We start from the raw sequence: 18516 nt of genomic DNA on the forward strand, positions 1-18516 counted from the left end.
ATCAGCCGCGTCTCGCTTTTTGCATATCGCGATAGCGCTGCTTCTCTGCTCTCGCCATAAACCACCAGGCGATAAACCCAATAATACCAACGACTAGTAATATCAGGGAAGCCAAGGCGTTAATTTGTGGATTAACGCCCATTCTGACGCTGGAGAACACCAGCATTGGCAACGTTGTCGAGCCAGGCCCTGCGACAAAGCTGGCGATAACCAGATCGTCCAGCGACAGCGTAAACGCCAGCAGCCAGCCGGAAAGCAGTGCGGGAGCAATCATCGGTACCGTGATAATGAAGAATACCTTGAGCGGATTCGCCCCCAGATCCATCGCCGCTTCTTCAATCGAACGATCAAGCTCACGCAGACGAGCGCTGATCACCACGGTGACATACGCGGTACAGAACGTGACATGCGCCAACCAGATGGTGAACATCCCCCGCTCTGCTGGCCACCCAATGGCATGCCCTAATGCGACAAAGAGCAACAGCAGCGACAGACCGGTAATCACATCTGGCATGACCAGCGGTGCCGTCAGCATAAAAGCAAACCCATTGGAGCCACGGAAACGACCAAAACGCACCATGACCACGGCGGCAATCGTCCCAAGAATCACGGCCATTGTGGCCGACGCGGCAGCAATCGTCAGGCTCAGGAGCACCGCACTGATCATCGCCGTATTGTGGAACAGCTCGACGTACCAACGTGCTGACCAGCCAGCCCATACGGTCACCAGCTTGGAGCTGTTGAACGAGTAGATCACCAGCATCAGCATCGGCGCATAGAGGAACGTAAAGCACAGCACCAAAATCACAATACGCCACGGTGAGCGAACAACAGGTAAATTATTCACGCCTCACCCTCCGCCGTTTTACTCTGATGTTTGTGGAACCAGATAATCGGCATAATCAACAGCAGCAGCATGACGACGGCAACGGCAGATGCCACCGGCCAATCGCGGTTATTGAAGAACTCCTGCCACAGAATACGGCCAATCATGATGCTATCCGGCCCGCCGAGCAGTTCTGGAATCACGTACTCCCCTACCGCAGGGATGAAGACCAGCATCGAACCCGCAATAATTCCGCCTTTCGTTAAGGGGACGATCACGCTGAAGAAGGTTCTCAGCGGTCGCGCGCCCAGATCCAACGACGCTTCCACTAACGAATAGTCCAGCCGCATCAACGCGGTATAGATCGGCAACACCATAAACGGCAGATAGGAATACACGACGCCGATATAAACCGCCAAATTGGTGTGCAGAATGACCAGCGGTTCATCAATCACACCTAGCCACAGCAGGAAGTTATTCAGGATTCCGTTATTTTTCAGAATCCCCATCCAGGCGTAGACGCGAATCAGGAATGATGTCCACGATGGAAGAATCACCAGCAACAACAGGATATTACGCGTTGACGGTTTACTGTGCGCCACCGCCCAGGCCAACGGGTAGCCGATGAGCAGACAGCACAGCGTCGACACAGCAGCAACCTGAAGCGATTGCATATAGGCATCGAAATACAGCGGATCGTCCAACAAATGCAGGTAGTTCCCAAGGTTCAGGGAAATATCCAGTTTGCCGTCCAGCCACGAAACCAGATCGGTATAAGGCGGGATCGCCCGCGCCATCTCTGCAAGACTGATTTTGAACACGATCAGGAATGGCAGCATGAACAGCAGCAGCAGCCACAGATACGGCAGCGCGATGACCAGCTTGCGCCCGTGTTTTTGACGCCAACGCGCCATCAGTACACGAAGCCAGAGTCTGGCCTTGCCCGGTGGTTCCGCCGTGTTATGTTCGGGAAATGAAGTCATGGTATTCTTCCTCGCTACACCGTCAGAACGACACAGCTATCCGCATCCCAGCACAACCGGACCTCATCTCCCCAGGTCGGCATGCCTTTGCGATAGCGGTAGGCATTTTGTAACTGCGCGCTGATAGTTTGCCCGCTGTTGAGCCTGACGTGGTAAATCGACAAGTCGCCCAGATAGGCGATGTGGACCACTTCCCCTACCGCGAAGTTACAACCGTCGGCCGGAACCTCTTCGCACAACATGATTTTCTCAGGACGCAACGCGATGTAGACCGGAACACCATCGACCACCGAGACATCAGAATCCACCTTCAGCGGATGCACCAGTCCGGGGCTTTTGATGATCAGCGCATCGTCCTGACGTTCCTGCAAGATCCCTTCAAACATATTTACTGAGCCGATGAACTCCGCGCTGAAACGCGTGTTCGGGTGCTCATAAATCTCTTCTGGTTCGCCAATCTGTACGAATTTACCGCGATTCATAATGGCAATGCGACCCGCCATGGTCATGGCTTCTTCCTGATCGTGCGTCACCATCACGCAGGTCACGCCCACGCGTTCCAGAATATCGACGACTTCAAGCTGCATACGGTCGCGTAATTTTTTGTCCAGCGCTCCCATTGGTTCGTCCAGCAGCAGCAGTTTGGGACGCTTCGCCAGACTACGAGCCAACGCAACACGCTGACGCTGGCCGCCGGAAAGCTGATGCGGTTTACGATTGGCAAACTCCTGCATGTGCACCAGCGACAGCATCTCTTCCACACGATCTTTAATTTCTGCGCGCGGTAGCTTGTCCTGCTTCAGACCAAACGCGATATTCTTTTCCACCGTCATATGTGGGAACAGAGCATAAGACTGGAACATCATATTGATAGGACGCTGGTAAGGCGGCACCAATGACAAATCCTGACCATCCAGAACAATCTGCCCCTGTGTGGGAAGCTCAAAACCTGCCAGCATGCGCAGCAGCGTGGATTTCCCACAGCCAGAGGCACCCAGCAGAGCAAAAATTTCACCTTTATAAATCGTCAGGCTGACATCATCGACGGCGGCCTGACCATCGAACGACTTCGTCAGGTTGCGCACTTCCAGCAGCGGCGTGGCCGCTTTTTGAGGTTTTGATTGAGGGCGGGGGATCGCGTCATTCACTTCGCATTGCTCTCCGGCAAAAGCAGAACAAGTCACACCGTGGATGCCGCCATTCAGGGCTTTTGCATTCAGTAGTGTGACACAATATAGAGCGCGAACAGGCGGATTATCCGCCTGTTCTTTGCCACATTTTATACCCATCCATTCTCTGGTTGCTGAAACCAGCAACCGTCAAGCGCGTGGGTAACGATTCAGATCCAAGAGGCTATTTGCCGCTTTTAACCTTAGTCCATGCGCGAGTACGCGTACGGTCAATCTGAGGAGATTGCACTTTAAGCGTAAACAGTTTGGCACGCACATCCGCCGGCGGATAAACGCCTGGGTTATTACGAATTTCTTCGTTCACCAACGGTAAGGAGGCCAGATTACCGCTCGCGTAATACACGTGGTTACTGATTTCAGCCATCACTTCTGGCTTCATCAGGTAATCCAGAAACGCATAGGTTTCATCCAGATTTTTAGCATCTTTCGGAATGGCAAGAACGTCAAAGAATGCCAGCGCGCCTTCTTTCGGAATGCTGTACTGAATATTCACCCCGTTTTTCGCTTCTTTCGCACGGTTTCCTGCTTGCAAAATATCACCCGCCCAGCCTACCGCGACACAGATATCGCCGTTCGCCAGATCGTTAATGTATTGCGACGAATGGAAGTAGCGAATGCTCGGACGCAGTTTCAGCAGCAGATCGGTCGCAGAGGTGGTGTAATCACCCGGCTTGGTGCTGTTCGGATCTTTACCCTGATAGTTCAGCACGGTTGCAAAGATCTCTTCTGGCGCATCCAGGAAAGAGACACCACAACTTTTCAACTTTTCCAAATTTTCTGGCTTCAGCACCAAATCCCAGCTGTTAACCGGTGCATCAGCACCTAGTGCGGCTTTCACTTTCTCAACGTTATAGCCGATTCCCGTGGTCGCCCACAGGTAAGGCAGGGCATATTTATTGTCTGGATCGTGCTGTGCGATCAACTTCATCAGCTCAGGATCCAGATTTTTGTAATTCGGCAGTTTGCTCTTGTCTAATGGCTGAAACACTCCCGCAGAGAGCTGGCGCTCCAGGAAGCTAGCAGAAGGCACGACCAGATCAAAACCCGTGCTGCCCGCCATGAGCTTGCCTTCCAACACTTCGTTGGAGTCAAACACGTCATAGACGACCTTAATACCGGTTTCTTTCTGGAAATTGGCTAACGTGTTCGGTGCGATATAGTCGGACCAGTTATAAACATGCAGCGTTTTCTCTTCCGCAGATGCGGCGACGGACGCGGCCATCAGCAAGCCAGTAACAACACCCGATAGCCATTTTTTACGTTGGGTGAACATCCGTTCCTTCCTCCATACAAGGGGGTAATTCATGGGAGTTAATCTGTATCGTTCCGATACAAAATATGTCCTGCCACGCTATCCAACCGGTGAATGAGTATGCACCGATTTTTATTCGCTCAGACACAGACATAGCCCTGATTTCGCTGTCTGTGTCTTACAGGAATAAAGCATAACCCCACAACATCGTGCGCACCATACTTGAACGTAAAAAATGGGTTTTAACGATTATTTATTCACATTTTATCGATGTGATGAAGGCGTTTAGCGGTAAACAAAGAGAAATATCTGGCAATAATGCGAAATAACCAGAATAAATGGCGGTGAAAGGAAAATAAGTAAAACCAATTGCTGCCGTTGGCAGCAACCGTATCAATGCAGATGAGAGGTGGTGACTCTGGCAGCAGAGCCCTCTTCTTCCTCACCGATAAACAGCAGATTATTAGCGCCGGCCTCAAGGATCACCATTGAGATTTGTTCTTCGGACTGCTGCATGAAATGTCTGAATTGTTCCAACGTCATGCCAGCGGCCACGCTGAATGACTGGCAGACAATCAACTTCGGCAGGTTATCGTCCTGAACGTCGATAAATGCCTTGACGGTCAACGAGCTGGCATTGATTTGGCTCAGGTCGCCGACCAGAGGAATTAGCGCGCTGGGCTTCACTTCGGCAAGGGCAGAAAACAGGATTACGTTATCTACCAGATCAACTTTCGCATCGAACACGCCATCAAAATTTTGCATATGAGGAAGATGGAGCGCCTGACAGGAATCACATTCGAAATACAGAATGTTCAGTTGATCCAGCCACCGCCGTAGCATAGCCAAATCCGGTACGATGAGTGAATCCATCATGTTTGCCTCATACCTGCTGCCGTAAAGACCGCGTTATTGAAAAGAGAACACTGCTCACGCAGAAGCAATGTTAAAACAGAAACCACATTAAGCTAGGAGCCGCATTAAAACTGAAACAACGTTAAAAGCGGCACATAGCTTACGGAATATTACGCAACGATGCCATGATAAAAGTGCTTCATCGCCCGCTTTCTTCGTTCCGTTGTACGGCGGTGCAGTTTCAGTCTTAGCCCAATGCTCACGCCCCAAGGAGTAATACCCTATTTTAGGGTGCAGCCTTTGTTTCAGAAAGCTAACTTTTGATGATTGTTGCAGAGGTTGCGACACGCCTCTGAGTATTTTGTTCAATAAACTCAACCATCATACCAGCAATATCGAGTCCGGTTGTCGTCTCAATCCCTTCCAGCCCAGGGGAAGCATTCACTTCCATCACCAGAGGCCCTCTATCGGCACGTAAAATATCGACACCCGCCACATTCAGGCCCAGCGTTTTCGTCGCCTTGATGGCAATCGCACGTTCCTGCGCCGTAATTCTCACGTTATTCGCCGAACCACCGCGGTGCAGATTTGAACGGAACTCCCCAGCCTTCGCCTGCCGCTCAATAGCCGCGACAACCCGATTGCCGATCACAAGACAGCGGATATCTTTACCCTGTGCTTCATGCACATATTCCTGTACCAGAATATGCGCATTTAGCCCACGAAACGCATCAATCACGCTTTCCGCAGCCTGACGCGTTTCCGCCAAAACGACACCGATCCCCTGCGTGCCTTCCACCAGCTTGACAACCAGCGGTGCACCGCCCACCATCGCAATCAGGTCACCCGTATCATCCGGCGAGTGAGCAAATCCAGTGATCGGCAGATCAATCCCCTCACGGGCAAGTAGTTGCAGCGAATGAAGCTTGTCACGGGCACGAATCACCGCGACAGAATTATTCAGCGGGTAGCTTCCCAGCATTTCAAACTGGCGCAATACAGCCGTACCGTAAAACGTGATCTGTGAACCGATACGCGGAATAACCGCATCGAATCTATCCAACTGACGCCCGCGGTAATGCACCGACGGTGCTGCCGAATTGATATTCATATAGCAGGAGAGTGGATCAATAATCTCAACGCTGTGCTTGCGCGACTCGGCCGCTTCACGCAGACGTTTACAGGAATATAACGCCCCATCACGAGACAGAATGGCTATCTTCATAAATATCCTACAGATACTAACGTATCGCCCATCCTTGTTGATGTAAGTAGCCCAGCATGAAAGGACGTAACTCTTTTTTCAGCGTCCGTTCAACGTGCTCACTCCAGCTTTCACGGCGACTGCCGATACGTTGCAGGTAATATTCCACCATTTGCTGGTCATATTGTACCAGCACATCGAGGTCGAGCGGCTGATAAACATTTTCATGTAGCATCATAGCGGTTGGCATGCGTGGTTTCAGCAGCGGATCGGCGTCTGGATGGCCCAGACACAGACCGAATAGCGGCAAAACCTGCGGCGGCAGTTGCAGTAACTGCGTCACATCAGCAATGCGATTGCGGATGCCACCAATAAATACCCCGCCCAACCCCAGAGATTCGGCGGCAACCAGCGCATTTTGCGCCATGATAGCGGTATCGACACAGCCAATCAGTAATTGCTCCACCAGCCCAGTTTCCGCCTGTGGGAAAATTTCCACATGCCGGTGAAAATCGGCGCAAAAGACCCAAAACTCTGCCGCTTGCGCTATATAGGCTTGCTCGCCGGTATAGTGAACGAGCGTTTCACGCACGGCAGAATCGGTAATACGGATAATCGACGTACATTGTAAAAAACTGGAGCTGGACGCGCTTTGTGCGGAATTAATGATGGCGTGGCGTTGCTCATCCGTCACGGCCTGAGAGGTAAACGCGCGAATAGAACGGTGGCGTAGTAGCAAATCAATAGTCGGTGTCACACTGGCATCCTTCAGTCAGTAAAATTATTTCGTTATATCTATACCCTAAATAATTCGTGTTGCAGGACAAAATGTTAGCGTTTTGAACAACGCAAAGCGTTGGCCCTTTAGGGCGAGGCTCATCTATGGGCCTCGTAACGCGGCAAGAGAAGGACAAATTCGTCGGGAACGAATTTGTCCAGCCAACGCGCATGCAGCTTGAACTATGACGGGTATAATAGCTTCAGCAAATCGTTGTAACAGGTAATGACTACTTTTTTTCATCAATGAATGCGGGCATAGTATTGATAAATTTCGGTATAGTAGCGCAATTGGCAGTAACCTCATTAACCGTAATATCTTTAGCCGTGACCTTGTCTGCAACAGGCGTCACGCTATGAGGTTCAAGAATGAGAACATTTTTTTAATTTTACTAAGGAGTTTACATGTTCGCTGTAATTTTCGGGCGCCCAGCTTGCCCTTATTGTGTACGTGCGAAAGAACTGGCAGAAAAACTGGCCGAGCAACGTGATGACTTCAGCTTCCGCTATGTAGACATTCACGCAGAAGGCATTTCGAAAGAAGATTTGTCCAAAACGGTAGGAAAGCCGGTTGAAACCGTACCGCAGATTTTCCTGGATGAAAAACACATCGGCGGCTGCACCGATTTTGAAGCCTATGCCAAAGAGCATCTGGCTCTGTTCCAGTCATAATCATCAAACTGGCAGCATAAGAGCGCGGCGAAAGTCCGCGCTTTTTTATTTATGAGCTCAGAATAGAACCCCACTTAGCGAAGATAGCGTCGATACAGACTGCGCAAACATAGCACGCCCAAAGCACCCAGCACACACCAAAAGACCGCACTCATCACATAGGCCAATTCTTGCCAGAAAGAGCGCATCGGCGTATTCCACAAATGGAGCACCAGTAAACATACAGGCATTGCCGCCAATGCGCCAAACAGCGGATAAAGCAAACGACCACGAGCGGAAAGAAAGCAGGCAACCATACCGGGTAACAGAAAAAGCAACATCCCCGGGCTGCCGCGCAAACTATCATTTATAGTGACATCTGCCGTTTCAATTTTTTGACTCAAAAAAACCACGGTGAACAATAAAAAACAGCAGGTTGACCCCACCCAACCTTTACTTCTTGCCATAAATCGCCCCCTATCAACATGCCTCCCAACCTACATCAACCAGATACCGAAAACGTGCGGCCTGGTAAAAAGGATTGGTATCTCTATTCCCCGATATAAAAAACATGAGGCTTTGCTACGATTTATTCGACACACAGGTTGTCCGTAGGAAAAGACGACGACCTGCCGAATTTCTTCAACAGCGAGACCACAATCATTAAATTAAACAATAATTACACTGAACAATTTTTATCGGATAAATTATACTGAATGAGGCTGACTCCTTTCAGCTGACGCGCATTGATACCGTCACGGGAATTCATGCATTTCATGGCTAAATCTAGCCGCTATAATGAATAACATCAAGAACTTACTGGTAAACAACAAGTTACATTCCATGAATATAAACGTCGCTAATTTGTTAAACGGGAATTACATTCTGCTTTTATTCGTGGTTCTTTCATTAGGGCTCTGTCTGGGGAAATTTCGCCTCGGGCCAGTACAACTCGGTAATTCTATTGGCGTTTTAGTGGTTTCTTTATTACTTGGTCAACAACACTTTTCGATTAATACCGAAGCACTGAGCCTCGGTTTTATGTTATTTATTTTTTGCGTGGGCGTGGAAGCTGGGCCTAATTTCTTTTCTATTTTCTTCCGTGACGGGAAAAATTATTTCATGCTGGCGCTGGTGATGGTCGGCAGTGCCATGCTACTGGCGTTAGGTTTAGGCAAACTTTTCGGCTGGGGAATCGGCCTGACGGCGGGGATGCTGGCCGGATCCATGACATCAACGCCGGTACTGGTCGGTGCAGGCGACACGCTGCGTAATACTGCCAGTTTAGGTAGCCAGCTCGGTATTGAACAAGATTACCTGAGCCTGGGCTATGCGCTGACGTATCTGGTCGGGCTGGTCAGTCTCATTTTTGGTGCACGCTATCTGCCTAAACTCCAGCATCAGGATCTTCCTACCAGTGCACAGCAGATTGCACGCGAGCGCGGGCTAGATACGGACAGCCAGAGGAAAGTGTATCTGCCAGTCATTCGCGCCTATCGCGTTGGGCCTGAGCTGGTTGACTGGGCGGCAGGCAAGAATTTGCGCGAGCTGGGAATCTATCGCCAGACCGGTTGTTACATTGAACGCATCCGACGTAATGGAATTTTGGCCAGCCCCGACGGCGACGCCGTCTTGCAAATCGGCGACGAAATCGCACTGGTAGGTTATCCCGATGCGCACTCTCGCCTGAACTCCAATTTCCGCGATGGTAAGGAAGTTTTCGACCGCGATTTGCTGGACATGCGCATCGTGACGGAAGAGATCGTCGTCAAGAATCACAATGCTGTCGGCAAGCGCCTTAGCCAATTGAAGCTGACCGATCACGGCTGTTTTCTTAACCGCATCATCCGCAGCCAGATCGAAATGCCGATTGACGACAATGTCGTACTGAATAAAGGCGATATCTTGCAGGTCAGCGGTGACGCCCGCCGCGTAAAAAGCATTGCTGACAGAATCGGGTTCATTTCTATTCACAGTCAGGTCACCGACCTGCTGGCCTTCTGTGCTTTTTTTGTTATCGGCGTGATGGTCGGACTGATCACAATCCAGTTCAGCAACTTCACTTTTGGCATCGGTAACGCTGCCGGGTTGCTCTTCGCCGGTATCATGCTCGGGTTCCTGCGCGCCAACCATCCGACCTTCGGCTATATTCCGCAAGGTGCGCTTAACATGGTCAAAGAATTTGGCCTAATGGTCTTTATGGCGGGGGTAGGACTGAGTGCTGGTAGCACAATTAACCGTAGCCTGGGAGAAATCGGTATCCAAATGCTAGCTTCGGGGCTGATTGTTAGCCTGCTGCCGGTGGTGATTTGCTTTCTGTTTGGTGCGTATGTGCTGAAAATGAACCGAGCGCTGCTGTTTGGCGCCATGATGGGCGCACGAACCTGTGCACCCGCCATGGAGATCATCAGCGATACGGCACGCAGCAACATCCCTGCACTCGGCTATGCGGGGACCTATGCCATCGCTAACGTACTGCTCACCTTAGCGGGTTCACTTATCGTGGTTATCTGGCCTGAGCTGCCCGGCTGAAAAAATGTAAAAAATCGTCAATATTATTTTTTAAAAGCCAGAACTTTTTCTTTGCCCTAAAGTCTGAATAAGTGCCACTGCTTTTCTTTGATTCCCCTTATTGAGGAGCCCATCGTTCCCGCCTTTCAGGTTCAAGAACGATGGGCGTTTTCTTTTCTGCTTATACTCGTCATACTTCAAATTGCATGTGCGTTGGCTACGCTACTCGGCACACTTACGTGTACCTCGCCCCGTTGGGGCCGCTGCAAGCAGCGTTCAAATCTGCCCTTGGCAGATTTGTCACTCACCAGAGGCCAGCCGTTGGCTGGTCAAATTCGTTCCGACGAATTTGTCCTTCGCTTGCCGCATTATTCGGCCTTGTGGCCTCACCCCTTCGGGGTCAGCGCAAGCGCTGTTCAAAACGTTAACGTTTTGTCCTGAAATTTGAATTATTTAGAGTATACCTCTTCCCTATTTCCCGATATTCGCACATTTGGTATCACATTTACTTCATTTTTTGTTATTAAAATAACAAAATTTAATTTTGTTGTTATTTTTGTGACATTAAAATTATTGAGTGTCATAATTACGCTATCTGATTTCTTATCGATATCACCGAGGATTTACCATGACTGACTACGCACGCTACATCGACCACACCCTGTTGGCGGCCAATGCAACCGAACAGCAAATCGCCACCCTGTGCGATGAAGCGATCGCTCACCGTTTTTATGCTGTCTGTGTTAACTCAGGTTACGTTCCTTTAGTGGCCGAGAAGCTGAAAGGCACTGAAGTACAGGTATGCTCTGTTATCGGCTTCCCTCTTGGTGCAGGCCTGACATCCAGCAAGGCTTTTGAAGCGAAAGCGGCAATTGATGCCGGTGCCCAAGAAATCGATATGGTGATTAACGTTGGCTGGCTGAAAAGCGGGAATATTGCCGCCGTCAAAGCAGATATTCAGGCCGTGCGTGAGGTTTGCGCCGCTATACCGTTGAAGGTAATATTGGAAACCTGTCTGCTTGATGACGAACAGATTGTCCTGGTGTGTGAGATGTGTCGTCAGTTGGATGTCGCGTTCGTCAAAACGTCTACCGGTTTCAGTACGGGTGGCGCACGTGAAGAACACGTTCGACTGATGCGTAGCACCGTCGGCAGCGAGATGGGTGTCAAAGCATCCGGCGCGGTTCGCGATCGCCAAACGGCACAGCGTATGATTGAAGCAGGCGCCACGCGTATCGGCACTAGCTCAGGCGTCGCTATCGTTTCAGGTGAAACGGCCGCAGCAGGAAACTACTAACAACAAAAATAGCTTACTAGCAGGGAATTTTATGGAAACGCGGCGCGACGAACGAATCGGCAGACTGGCTCAGGCATTAAAGAAAACCGATAAACTCCATCTTAAAGACGCCGCACAACTACTCGGCGTGTCCGAGATGACCGTGCGCCGCGATCTGAATGCAGATTCCACCAGCGTCATGCTGCTCGGCGGCTACGTCGTTAGCGACCTGAAGAATAACGGTGTCACGAATTATTTTGTCTCCGACCAGCAGAGCAAGCACGTAAGAGAGAAGCAGGCTATCGGTACCGCCGCTGCCTATCTGGTGGAAGCAAACGATACCGTTTTTTTCGACTGTGGCACCACAATCCCCTTCATCATTGACGCCATTCCTGACGAGTTGCCCTTTACCGCGATTTGTTATTCCCTGAACACGTTTTTAGCGCTACAGGAAAAAAAGGCGTGCAGAGTGATTTTGTGCGGCGGGGAATACCATCCTGATAACGCGATTTTTACCCCGCTCAACCAGCGAAGCGAGCTGGACAACATCTGCCCGAATAAAGCCTTTATCTCTGCGGCAGGTATCGAACTGACTGCTGGTGCCACCTGCTTTAACTTTGCCGAACTGGGCATGAAGCAACGCGCGATGGCGACCGCGCAGCGAATTATTATGGTGGCGGATAGCAGCAAATTCGGTCAGATCAAACGCGCCTGTATCGGCCCGATGACGCTATTTGATACGGTCATTTCCGACAGCGCCCCGAGCGAATCCTACTTACGCTATTTTTCTAACAACGACATTCAGTTTATCCACCCAGGGAATTAACCGAATAACCCACCGAACCACTGCTGCACCTTCATCATCACCGTATCCCAGAGGCGGCTAAAGAAACCGGCCTCTGGAATATCATCCATCGCGACCAGTTCGCGCTGTCCGATGCTCTTGCCGTCCAGTTGGAAGTCGATAGTGCCGACAACCTGATTCTTGGTTAGCGGTGCGGAAAGCTGCGGCTGATTGAGCGTAAAGCTGGCTTTCAGGTTCTTCATTTGTCCTTTCGGGATGGTCAGCGCAGCATTCTGTGCGACGCCAAGCCGTGCCTCTTTCTCAGTACCAAACCAGACCCGCTGCGTGGTAAAAGGCGCATCCGTCTTGATAGGCGTTACCGTTTCGAAAAAGCGGAAGCCCCAGGTGAGCAGTTTTTCACTTTCACGGAAGCGAATGGCATCCGTTTGCGCCCCCAACACCACGGAAATCAGGCGCATATTACCTTCGGTGGCCGAGGCCACCAGATTGTGTCCCGCTCCGTTGGTATGGCCAGTTTTCACACCGTCTACATTCAGGTTAGTGCTCCACAGCAGACGGTTACGGTTAGGCTGCCGAATGTTATTGAAGGTGAACTCTTTTTCCTTGTGCAACGCGTATTCTTCCGGCACATCGCGAATTAGCGCCTGCCCTAATAGAGCCATGTCGCGCGCGGTGCTGTACTGTCCCGGCGCATCGAGACCGTGCACAGTCAGAAAATGCGTATTCGTCAGGTTAAGTGCCTTCGCATAATTGTTCATCAGGCTAACGAACGCATCCTGACTACCCGCGACGTAATCTGCCAGCGCGATGCTGGCATCATTGCCTGACTGAATGACAATGCCTTTATTTAACTCAGAAACGGGGATGCGGTCGCCAGGCTTAAGGAACATCAGCGACGAGCCACGCAGCGCCGGATTGCCCGTTGCCCAGGCATCTTTTCCGACGGTCACTTCATCCGTCGGACGAATTTTACCGGATTTGATCGCCTGTCCAATCACATAACTCGCCATAATTTTTGTCAGGCTGGCAGGGTCAAGGCGCTCATCGGCATTACTTTCTGCCAGCACTTTACCGCTGTGGTGATCGATCAAGATATAAGCTTTAGCATCAATCTGCGGCACCGCTGGCAACTGTTCCGCATAGGTGAATGGCACTAAACCAACAAGCAATACCGTACCTACAGAGAAAGACGTGAGTCTGGTCAGGAAAGGAGTTGTTTTCATGAGTTCGCCGCGATATCCATCAGTCGTTAAAAATTCTTAATTTTCAATATGTTTTGAAAACTTTAGTAACATACAAAGGTAACGCGTCATCTCTGGGATGAAAACCGTTCATTCTGTAAAGATAGTCAAAGAAATGAAAGCTTCTAAAAAAACGCAGATAAAAAAAGCACTTAGAAGAAAGTAAGGAATGTCTGAAAATGCAGACGGCAGGGCCGCCAGAAAAAATAGCGGATAGCACGAGGGACATGGCAGCACAGACGCCCTCGTGCCCAGCGGTTAGAAATACCCTTAGCGGCGTTCGCGCTTATCGGCACGTTTTGACAGCAAGTCACCCAGCGTCTGTACCACCTGCACCAGAATAACCAGCGCAATAACGGTAATCACCATCACCTCGGTTTCATAGCGGTAATAGCCGAAGCGGATCGCCAAATCACCCACCCCGCCGCCGCCGACAATGCCCGCCATCGCCGAATAACCGATGAGGCTCACCAGTGTAATCGTCAAGCCACGCAATAGTCCCGCTTTCGCCTCTGGCAACAGCACCGTGCCGATAATACGCATCGGGCTGGCTCCAAACGCTTCGGCCGCTTCCACGATACCGGGATCGATTTCACGCAGCGCGCTATCCACCAGACGTGCATAGAATGCGATCGCGGCGACCGACATCGGCACCGCCGCCGCTACAGGCCCAATCGTATTCCCCAACAGGATCTGCGTCAGCGGTAACAGCAGGACCAACAGAATCACGAAAGGAATAGAACGGATAATATTCACCAGCACCGTGCCAAACAGATAGACGGCGCGGTTTTGCCAGAACAGGTTCCTGTCGGTGACGTAAATCAGCAGCCCCAGCGGTAAACCGCCAATCACGGCAAATAGCGTGGAAATCCCCACCATTTGAAATGTCTCACCGAACGCTGCGACCAGATCGATCCATAAATCAGCCATGCAGCACCTCCACGTTCGCCGTTCTGACCTGAATATGCTCCACTGCTTCAGTCACTTTTCCGGGATCGGAAGGATGAGTCAGTAGTGCGACGAGTATGCCTAGCGCACGATTGCCGATGTATTCGATCTTGCCGTGCAGGATATTGACGGACACGCCAAAACGCGTCGCAACGTCCGACAGCACGGGTTGATCCGCCGATTCACCAACGAACAGAATCTTCAGTAGTGTGCCCTGTAAATCCACCAGCAAGCGAGGCGGCAATGCAAGATCGAGCGTGTGGGATACCAGTTGACGCGTAAAGGCGTGCTGCGGCGTCGCAAAAATATCGAAAACATCGCCCTCTTCCACAACCCGACCGCCCGTCATCACCGCCACCCGATCGCAGACCGCCTTAATCACGCTCATTTCATGAGAAATCAGCACGATGGTAATGCCCAGTTTCTCGTTAATCTCTTTCAGCAGCGCCAGAATAGCGGCAGAGGTTTCCAGATCGAGTGCCGAGGTCGGCTCATCACACAACAACACTTCGGGATCGTTGGCAATGGCTCTGGCAATACCTACACGCTGTTTCTGACCGCCGCTGAGCTGCGCCGGATAAGACGACGCTTTATCCGTCAGTCCCACCAGAGTCAGAATTTCCGGCACCCGGGCAGCAATCACCGCGCTGGATTTCCCAGCAGCTTTCAGGCTGAACGCCACGTTTTCTGCCACGGTACGCGTCTGCATCAGGTTGAAATGCTGAAATATCATGCCGATTTTTTGCCGCTGTTCTCGCAGCGGTTGCCCAGCTAATTCGCTGATGAGCACGCCATTGACGAGCACGCGGCCGGCAGTCGGTCGCTGCAAGAGATTGATGGTCCGCAGCAGCGTGCTTTTCCCTGCGCCGCTGGTGCCGACAATCCCGTAAACCTCGCCACGTTGAATGTGCAACGACACGTTGTCTACCGCGAGATTTTCTGGTTGCTTCCCTTGCAAGAAGTCAACGCTTACCCCTTCTAACTGAATCATTATCCGCAAACTCCTGACCTGAGCGGAAAAGAAGAAAGCCGGTCATAGACCGGCCAAAAGAGATTCTGTATAGCCTGAAAGTTACTGTGCGGGCGCTGGCGTTTTCGCCTGCATCCACTCAGGTTTCTGGAATTGGCTATACATCAACGCAGGATCGTTGATCACCGCGGCATACGCAGGTGATTCCACAATCGCTTTGGTATCTTTAACAAAGGGCTTATCGAGATCGTCGGTACGCACGGCAATAACATTTTTCAGGTTCTCATCCAGCGTTTCCAGCTTGATGGCCGATGACAGTTTCATACCGGACGCCAGCGCAAAATTACCGTTCACCAGCGATGCCGTCACGCTATCCAGCGTACGGGGTAACTGCGCCGCTTCCATCGGTTTGAAGACCAAGCCGCGCGGGTTTTCAAGAATATCTTTCTCAGATGCTTTGGTCGGATCGATATCAGCTTTGATCGTAATCAGCCCCATCGATTGTAGGAAACGCAGACCGCGTGCCAGATTGGTGGCATCGTTAGAGAGCGTGACTACGTCTCCTTTTTTCAGCTCATCCAGCGATTTGATCTTCTTCGAATAGAAGCCCATGCTGGCAGTAGGTACGATAATCAGTGGGGAAATTTTTAACCCTTTATCGGCAGCGAATTTCTCCAGATACAGCGTATGCTGGAAGAGGTTTGCATCAATGCTGCCGTTGGCCAGCGCCAGATTGGGCTGAACGTAATCGCTGAATTCACGCACGACGACCTTGTAGCCTTTTTTTACCAGCTCAGGTTTGATCGCCAGATTCACCATGTCGCCATACGGCCCGGGTGCCACGCCAAACGTGATCGTCTGTGGATCGCTGCTGGCCAGCGCCAGTTGCATCCCGGCAGCAAGCAGTGTGATGCCGAGAGCGGCGCGAACAGAATGCGTCAATTTCATTGTGTAACTTTCCTGTCTGAATGTAGCTTGCTGTCATTATTAAGAATGAAAAGTTAAATCATAAAGACTAAAAAGGCATATCATTATTTCTCATCGGCTGTCGCGGATAATCGGGACAGGCTTCACGAAGAAAGGGGCAACTATGATAACGATTTGGGGTCGTGATAACTCGACCAACGTAAAGAAAGTCCTGTGGTGTGCGGAAGAACTTGCACTGCCTTATCAGCATATTGCGGCGGGCGGACAATTCGGTCTTAACCATGAGGTCGATTATCTGGCGATGAACCCTAATGGCCTCATCCCGTGTTTGCGGGACGACGATCTGGTGCTGTGGGAATCCAATACCATCGTCCGTTATCTGGCGGCACAGTATGGTCAGGATTCGCTGTATATTGCCGATGCGGGCAAACGCGCCAGTGCCGAGAAGTGGATGGACTGGGCCACCTCCTTCGCCGTGTCTTTCGGGCCGGTATTCATTAATATAGTCCGCGTCGCGCCGGAAAAACGCGATATGGCATTGGTCCAGAAAGGCATCGCCGAATGCGAACGTCTTTTCGATATTGTCGATACCGTTCTGGCTAATCAGCCGTGGCTATCCGGCGATAAATTTGGCGTTGGCGACATTCCTTTAGGCTGTATTGCTTACGGCTGGCTGAATATGCCGATTGAGCAACAGTCGCATCCTCATCTGGAACGCTGGTATGAGCAACTCACCGAACGCCCGGCGTATCAGAAACACGTCATGATTCCGCTGTCTTAATCTAATGAACACCTTCCTGCTGTACGCTCGGCTTGCTTAAACACTTTACGGTTCTATTCTGTTGCTGCCGTTTCCGTTCTGCGAGTAGGTTGATCAACGGTTTGATAGGCACTTCGTAGTATAATGCCAGTAAGTTAAATAACTGACTGGCTTTTTCCTTAGCTTTTCGTATTTATAAAGTATTTCCTCCATATTATTTAGCGTAGTCAATGATTTTAACTGGGAAATGCTGGCAATCGAAATTGGCTTGTATATACCCACTCACCATGTTCTTTGCATTTTGCTGAAAATGAATATCCTGCTTTATACGAAGCGACAACGCGCAAGGACACACAGAACATAGCGAGGAAAAAACTGAGGAACTACTCTCGGAACGTAATGATAAGATATTATTTCTCTTGTTGAACATTAATTATATTCATTAACTCCGATTAATTTACAACCTCAATATTCATTGAATTACCCATATTATTATTTTGCTAAGTGTGCCATCACTACATTTTAAAACAATAAATACACTCAATCACCACTCATTATTTCAATAATTATCAAATCAGTGTAAATAATTTCATAGTAATTTTAAATTCCCACTTCAATATTCTTAAAAAAAAATAAAAATCATTGACAAATTTACATCCGGAAACTTAACTAAACATTAACCCTTGGGTTTTAAATATAATACATTTGTTCAACTAATTATTTATTGAAAATAAACTAGATACTACGATAAATCCATTACGCTCAGGTATTTCAGTCGTAACAATGTTTGCTGCACTATTGGCATGCGCGTTAGGACATGAAAATTGGGAAGTGAATAATAGTAATTTGATAATTAACATCATTACTCCATTATAGAGGAAGTCAAAATATGAATACTACGACCTTAGTTCATGACAAAAAAAAAGATAATCGCACAGTGCATTACCCTGTAAAAAACGGTATTGAAATCACTGCGGAAGATTTAAGTGAGTTACTTGAAAATCACATTACTGTGATAATTTTTATAAAAGATGGAGAATGGACACCCGCAATTCATGCGCCTATCCCTTCAGGATATGAATTAGCTAAAGTCATTACTATTAATAACGTGACCTCCGCTTCAACGCCCCCCGTTGAATTACATGTGAATGGAGAAACGATATTAATAGGACCCAATAAAGGCGGCTTTCTTTTCGCTTATTCTAAAGATGATAAATGGGAGATACACGGACTAGATTCGTAAATAACTTACAATAGAGTGCCATGTCATTTTTCAAAAACAGCGTGCTAATAGGACTTTAGCAACGCTGTTTTTACTTTTTCAGTATATAGAATATTCG

The 18516-nt window shown here is 49.7% G+C and carries 18 protein-coding genes; 6 read left to right on the plus strand and 12 right to left on the minus strand.

The window, feature by feature from the left end:
* Position 1: 1 nt before the first annotated feature.
* From potI to nfsA, 7 genes are all read right to left on the minus strand, one after another.
* Entirely contained in the window at positions 2 to 847 is an 846-nt protein-coding gene (gene potI / locus K7X24_RS04010) for a putrescine ABC transporter permease PotI (protein WP_039357800.1), read from the minus strand.
* On the minus strand, positions 844 to 1809 hold the full coding sequence (gene potH, locus K7X24_RS04015) for a putrescine ABC transporter permease PotH (RefSeq protein WP_103970993.1): 966 nt from the start codon (positions 1807 to 1809) through the stop codon (positions 844 to 846). Before potH ends, potI begins: the two co-directional genes overlap by 4 nt.
* A 14-nt stretch (positions 1810 to 1823) precedes the next feature.
* Positions 1824 to 2957, minus strand: a complete 1134-nt coding sequence (gene potG, locus K7X24_RS04020) for a putrescine ABC transporter ATP-binding subunit PotG (protein WP_039489921.1) — start codon at positions 2955 to 2957, stop codon at positions 1824 to 1826.
* A gap of 205 nt (positions 2958 to 3162) precedes the next feature.
* Positions 3163 to 4272, minus strand: a complete 1110-nt coding sequence (potF, locus tag K7X24_RS04025) for a spermidine/putrescine ABC transporter substrate-binding protein PotF (protein WP_224553130.1) — start codon at positions 4270 to 4272, stop codon at positions 3163 to 3165.
* A 372-nt stretch (positions 4273 to 4644) separates the two neighbouring features.
* Entirely contained in the window at positions 4645 to 5124 is a 480-nt protein-coding gene (locus K7X24_RS04030) for a YbjN domain-containing protein (RefSeq protein ID WP_039275494.1), read from the minus strand.
* A gap of 295 nt (positions 5125 to 5419) precedes the next feature.
* A complete protein-coding gene (gene rimK / locus K7X24_RS04035; protein ID WP_224553131.1) occupies positions 5420 to 6331 on the minus strand; it encodes a 30S ribosomal protein S6--L-glutamate ligase in 912 nt (303 codons plus the stop codon).
* Positions 6332 to 6347: 16 nt separating this feature from the next.
* Positions 6348 to 7067 carry an oxygen-insensitive NADPH nitroreductase gene (gene nfsA, locus K7X24_RS04040; protein ID WP_224553133.1) on the minus strand — a complete coding sequence of 240 codons (720 nt, stop codon included), beginning with the start codon at positions 7065 to 7067 and terminating at the stop codon, positions 6348 to 6350.
* Positions 7068 to 7492: 425 nt separating this feature from the next.
* On the opposite strand from nfsA, the gene K7X24_RS04045 reads away from it, so the two are divergent.
* Positions 7493 to 7759, plus strand: a complete 267-nt coding sequence (locus tag K7X24_RS04045; protein ID WP_010277298.1) for a GrxA family glutaredoxin — start codon at positions 7493 to 7495, stop codon at positions 7757 to 7759.
* 74 nt (positions 7760 to 7833) lie between these two features.
* On the opposite strand, the gene K7X24_RS04050 is transcribed toward K7X24_RS04045, so the two are convergent.
* Positions 7834 to 8205 carry an inner membrane protein YbjM gene (locus K7X24_RS04050; protein ID WP_224553135.1) on the minus strand — a complete coding sequence of 124 codons (372 nt, stop codon included), beginning with the start codon at positions 8203 to 8205 and terminating at the stop codon, positions 7834 to 7836.
* Between the two features lie 376 nt (positions 8206 to 8581).
* On the opposite strand from K7X24_RS04050, the gene K7X24_RS04055 reads away from it, so the two are divergent.
* The 3 genes from K7X24_RS04055 to deoR all read left to right on the plus strand — a co-directional run bounded on the left by K7X24_RS04055 (position 8582) and on the right by deoR (position 12351).
* A complete protein-coding gene (locus K7X24_RS04055; RefSeq protein ID WP_224553138.1) occupies positions 8582 to 10270 on the plus strand; it encodes an aspartate:alanine antiporter in 1689 nt (562 codons plus the stop codon).
* A 607-nt stretch (positions 10271 to 10877) separates the two neighbouring features.
* Positions 10878 to 11546 carry a deoxyribose-phosphate aldolase gene (gene deoC, locus K7X24_RS04060; protein ID WP_040030907.1) on the plus strand — a complete coding sequence of 223 codons (669 nt, stop codon included), beginning with the start codon at positions 10878 to 10880 and terminating at the stop codon, positions 11544 to 11546.
* A 31-nt stretch (positions 11547 to 11577) separates the two neighbouring features.
* Positions 11578 to 12351: a DNA-binding transcriptional repressor DeoR gene (gene deoR, locus K7X24_RS04065; RefSeq protein ID WP_039537035.1), complete on the plus strand. Its 774-nt coding sequence runs from the start codon at positions 11578 to 11580 to the stop codon at positions 12349 to 12351.
* Here the strand turns inward: deoR and K7X24_RS04070 are convergent.
* From K7X24_RS04070 to K7X24_RS04085, 4 genes are all read right to left on the minus strand, one after another.
* Positions 12348 to 13553 (minus strand): serine hydrolase, encoded by a 1206-nt coding sequence (locus tag K7X24_RS04070; RefSeq protein ID WP_224553140.1) that lies wholly within the window; start codon positions 13551 to 13553, stop codon positions 12348 to 12350. The genes deoR and K7X24_RS04070 overlap by 4 nt on opposite strands.
* A gap of 288 nt (positions 13554 to 13841) precedes the next feature.
* Positions 13842 to 14501, minus strand: a complete 660-nt coding sequence (locus tag K7X24_RS04075) for a methionine ABC transporter permease (RefSeq protein WP_224553141.1) — start codon at positions 14499 to 14501, stop codon at positions 13842 to 13844.
* Positions 14494 to 15510 carry a methionine ABC transporter ATP-binding protein gene (locus tag K7X24_RS04080; RefSeq protein ID WP_224553142.1) on the minus strand — a complete coding sequence of 339 codons (1017 nt, stop codon included), beginning with the start codon at positions 15508 to 15510 and terminating at the stop codon, positions 14494 to 14496. Before K7X24_RS04080 ends, K7X24_RS04075 begins: the two co-directional genes overlap by 8 nt.
* An 81-nt stretch (positions 15511 to 15591) precedes the next feature.
* The gene (locus K7X24_RS04085; RefSeq protein ID WP_103970998.1) at positions 15592 to 16437 is read right to left on the minus strand and encodes a MetQ/NlpA family ABC transporter substrate-binding protein; all 846 of its coding nucleotides are present in this window, start codon (positions 16435 to 16437) and stop codon (positions 15592 to 15594) included.
* A gap of 142 nt (positions 16438 to 16579) precedes the next feature.
* On the opposite strand from K7X24_RS04085, the gene K7X24_RS04090 reads away from it, so the two are divergent.
* A complete protein-coding gene (locus tag K7X24_RS04090) occupies positions 16580 to 17197 on the plus strand; it encodes a glutathione S-transferase family protein (RefSeq protein WP_103860931.1) in 618 nt (205 codons plus the stop codon).
* A gap of 868 nt (positions 17198 to 18065) precedes the next feature.
* Positions 18066 to 18419 (plus strand): hypothetical protein, encoded by a 354-nt coding sequence (locus K7X24_RS04095; RefSeq protein WP_224553143.1) that lies wholly within the window; start codon positions 18066 to 18068, stop codon positions 18417 to 18419.
* Positions 18420 to 18516: the final 97 nt, after the last annotated feature.

Source organism: Pectobacterium versatile, from assembly GCF_020166435.1.
Classification (GTDB): domain Bacteria; phylum Pseudomonadota; class Gammaproteobacteria; order Enterobacterales; family Enterobacteriaceae; genus Pectobacterium; species Pectobacterium versatile.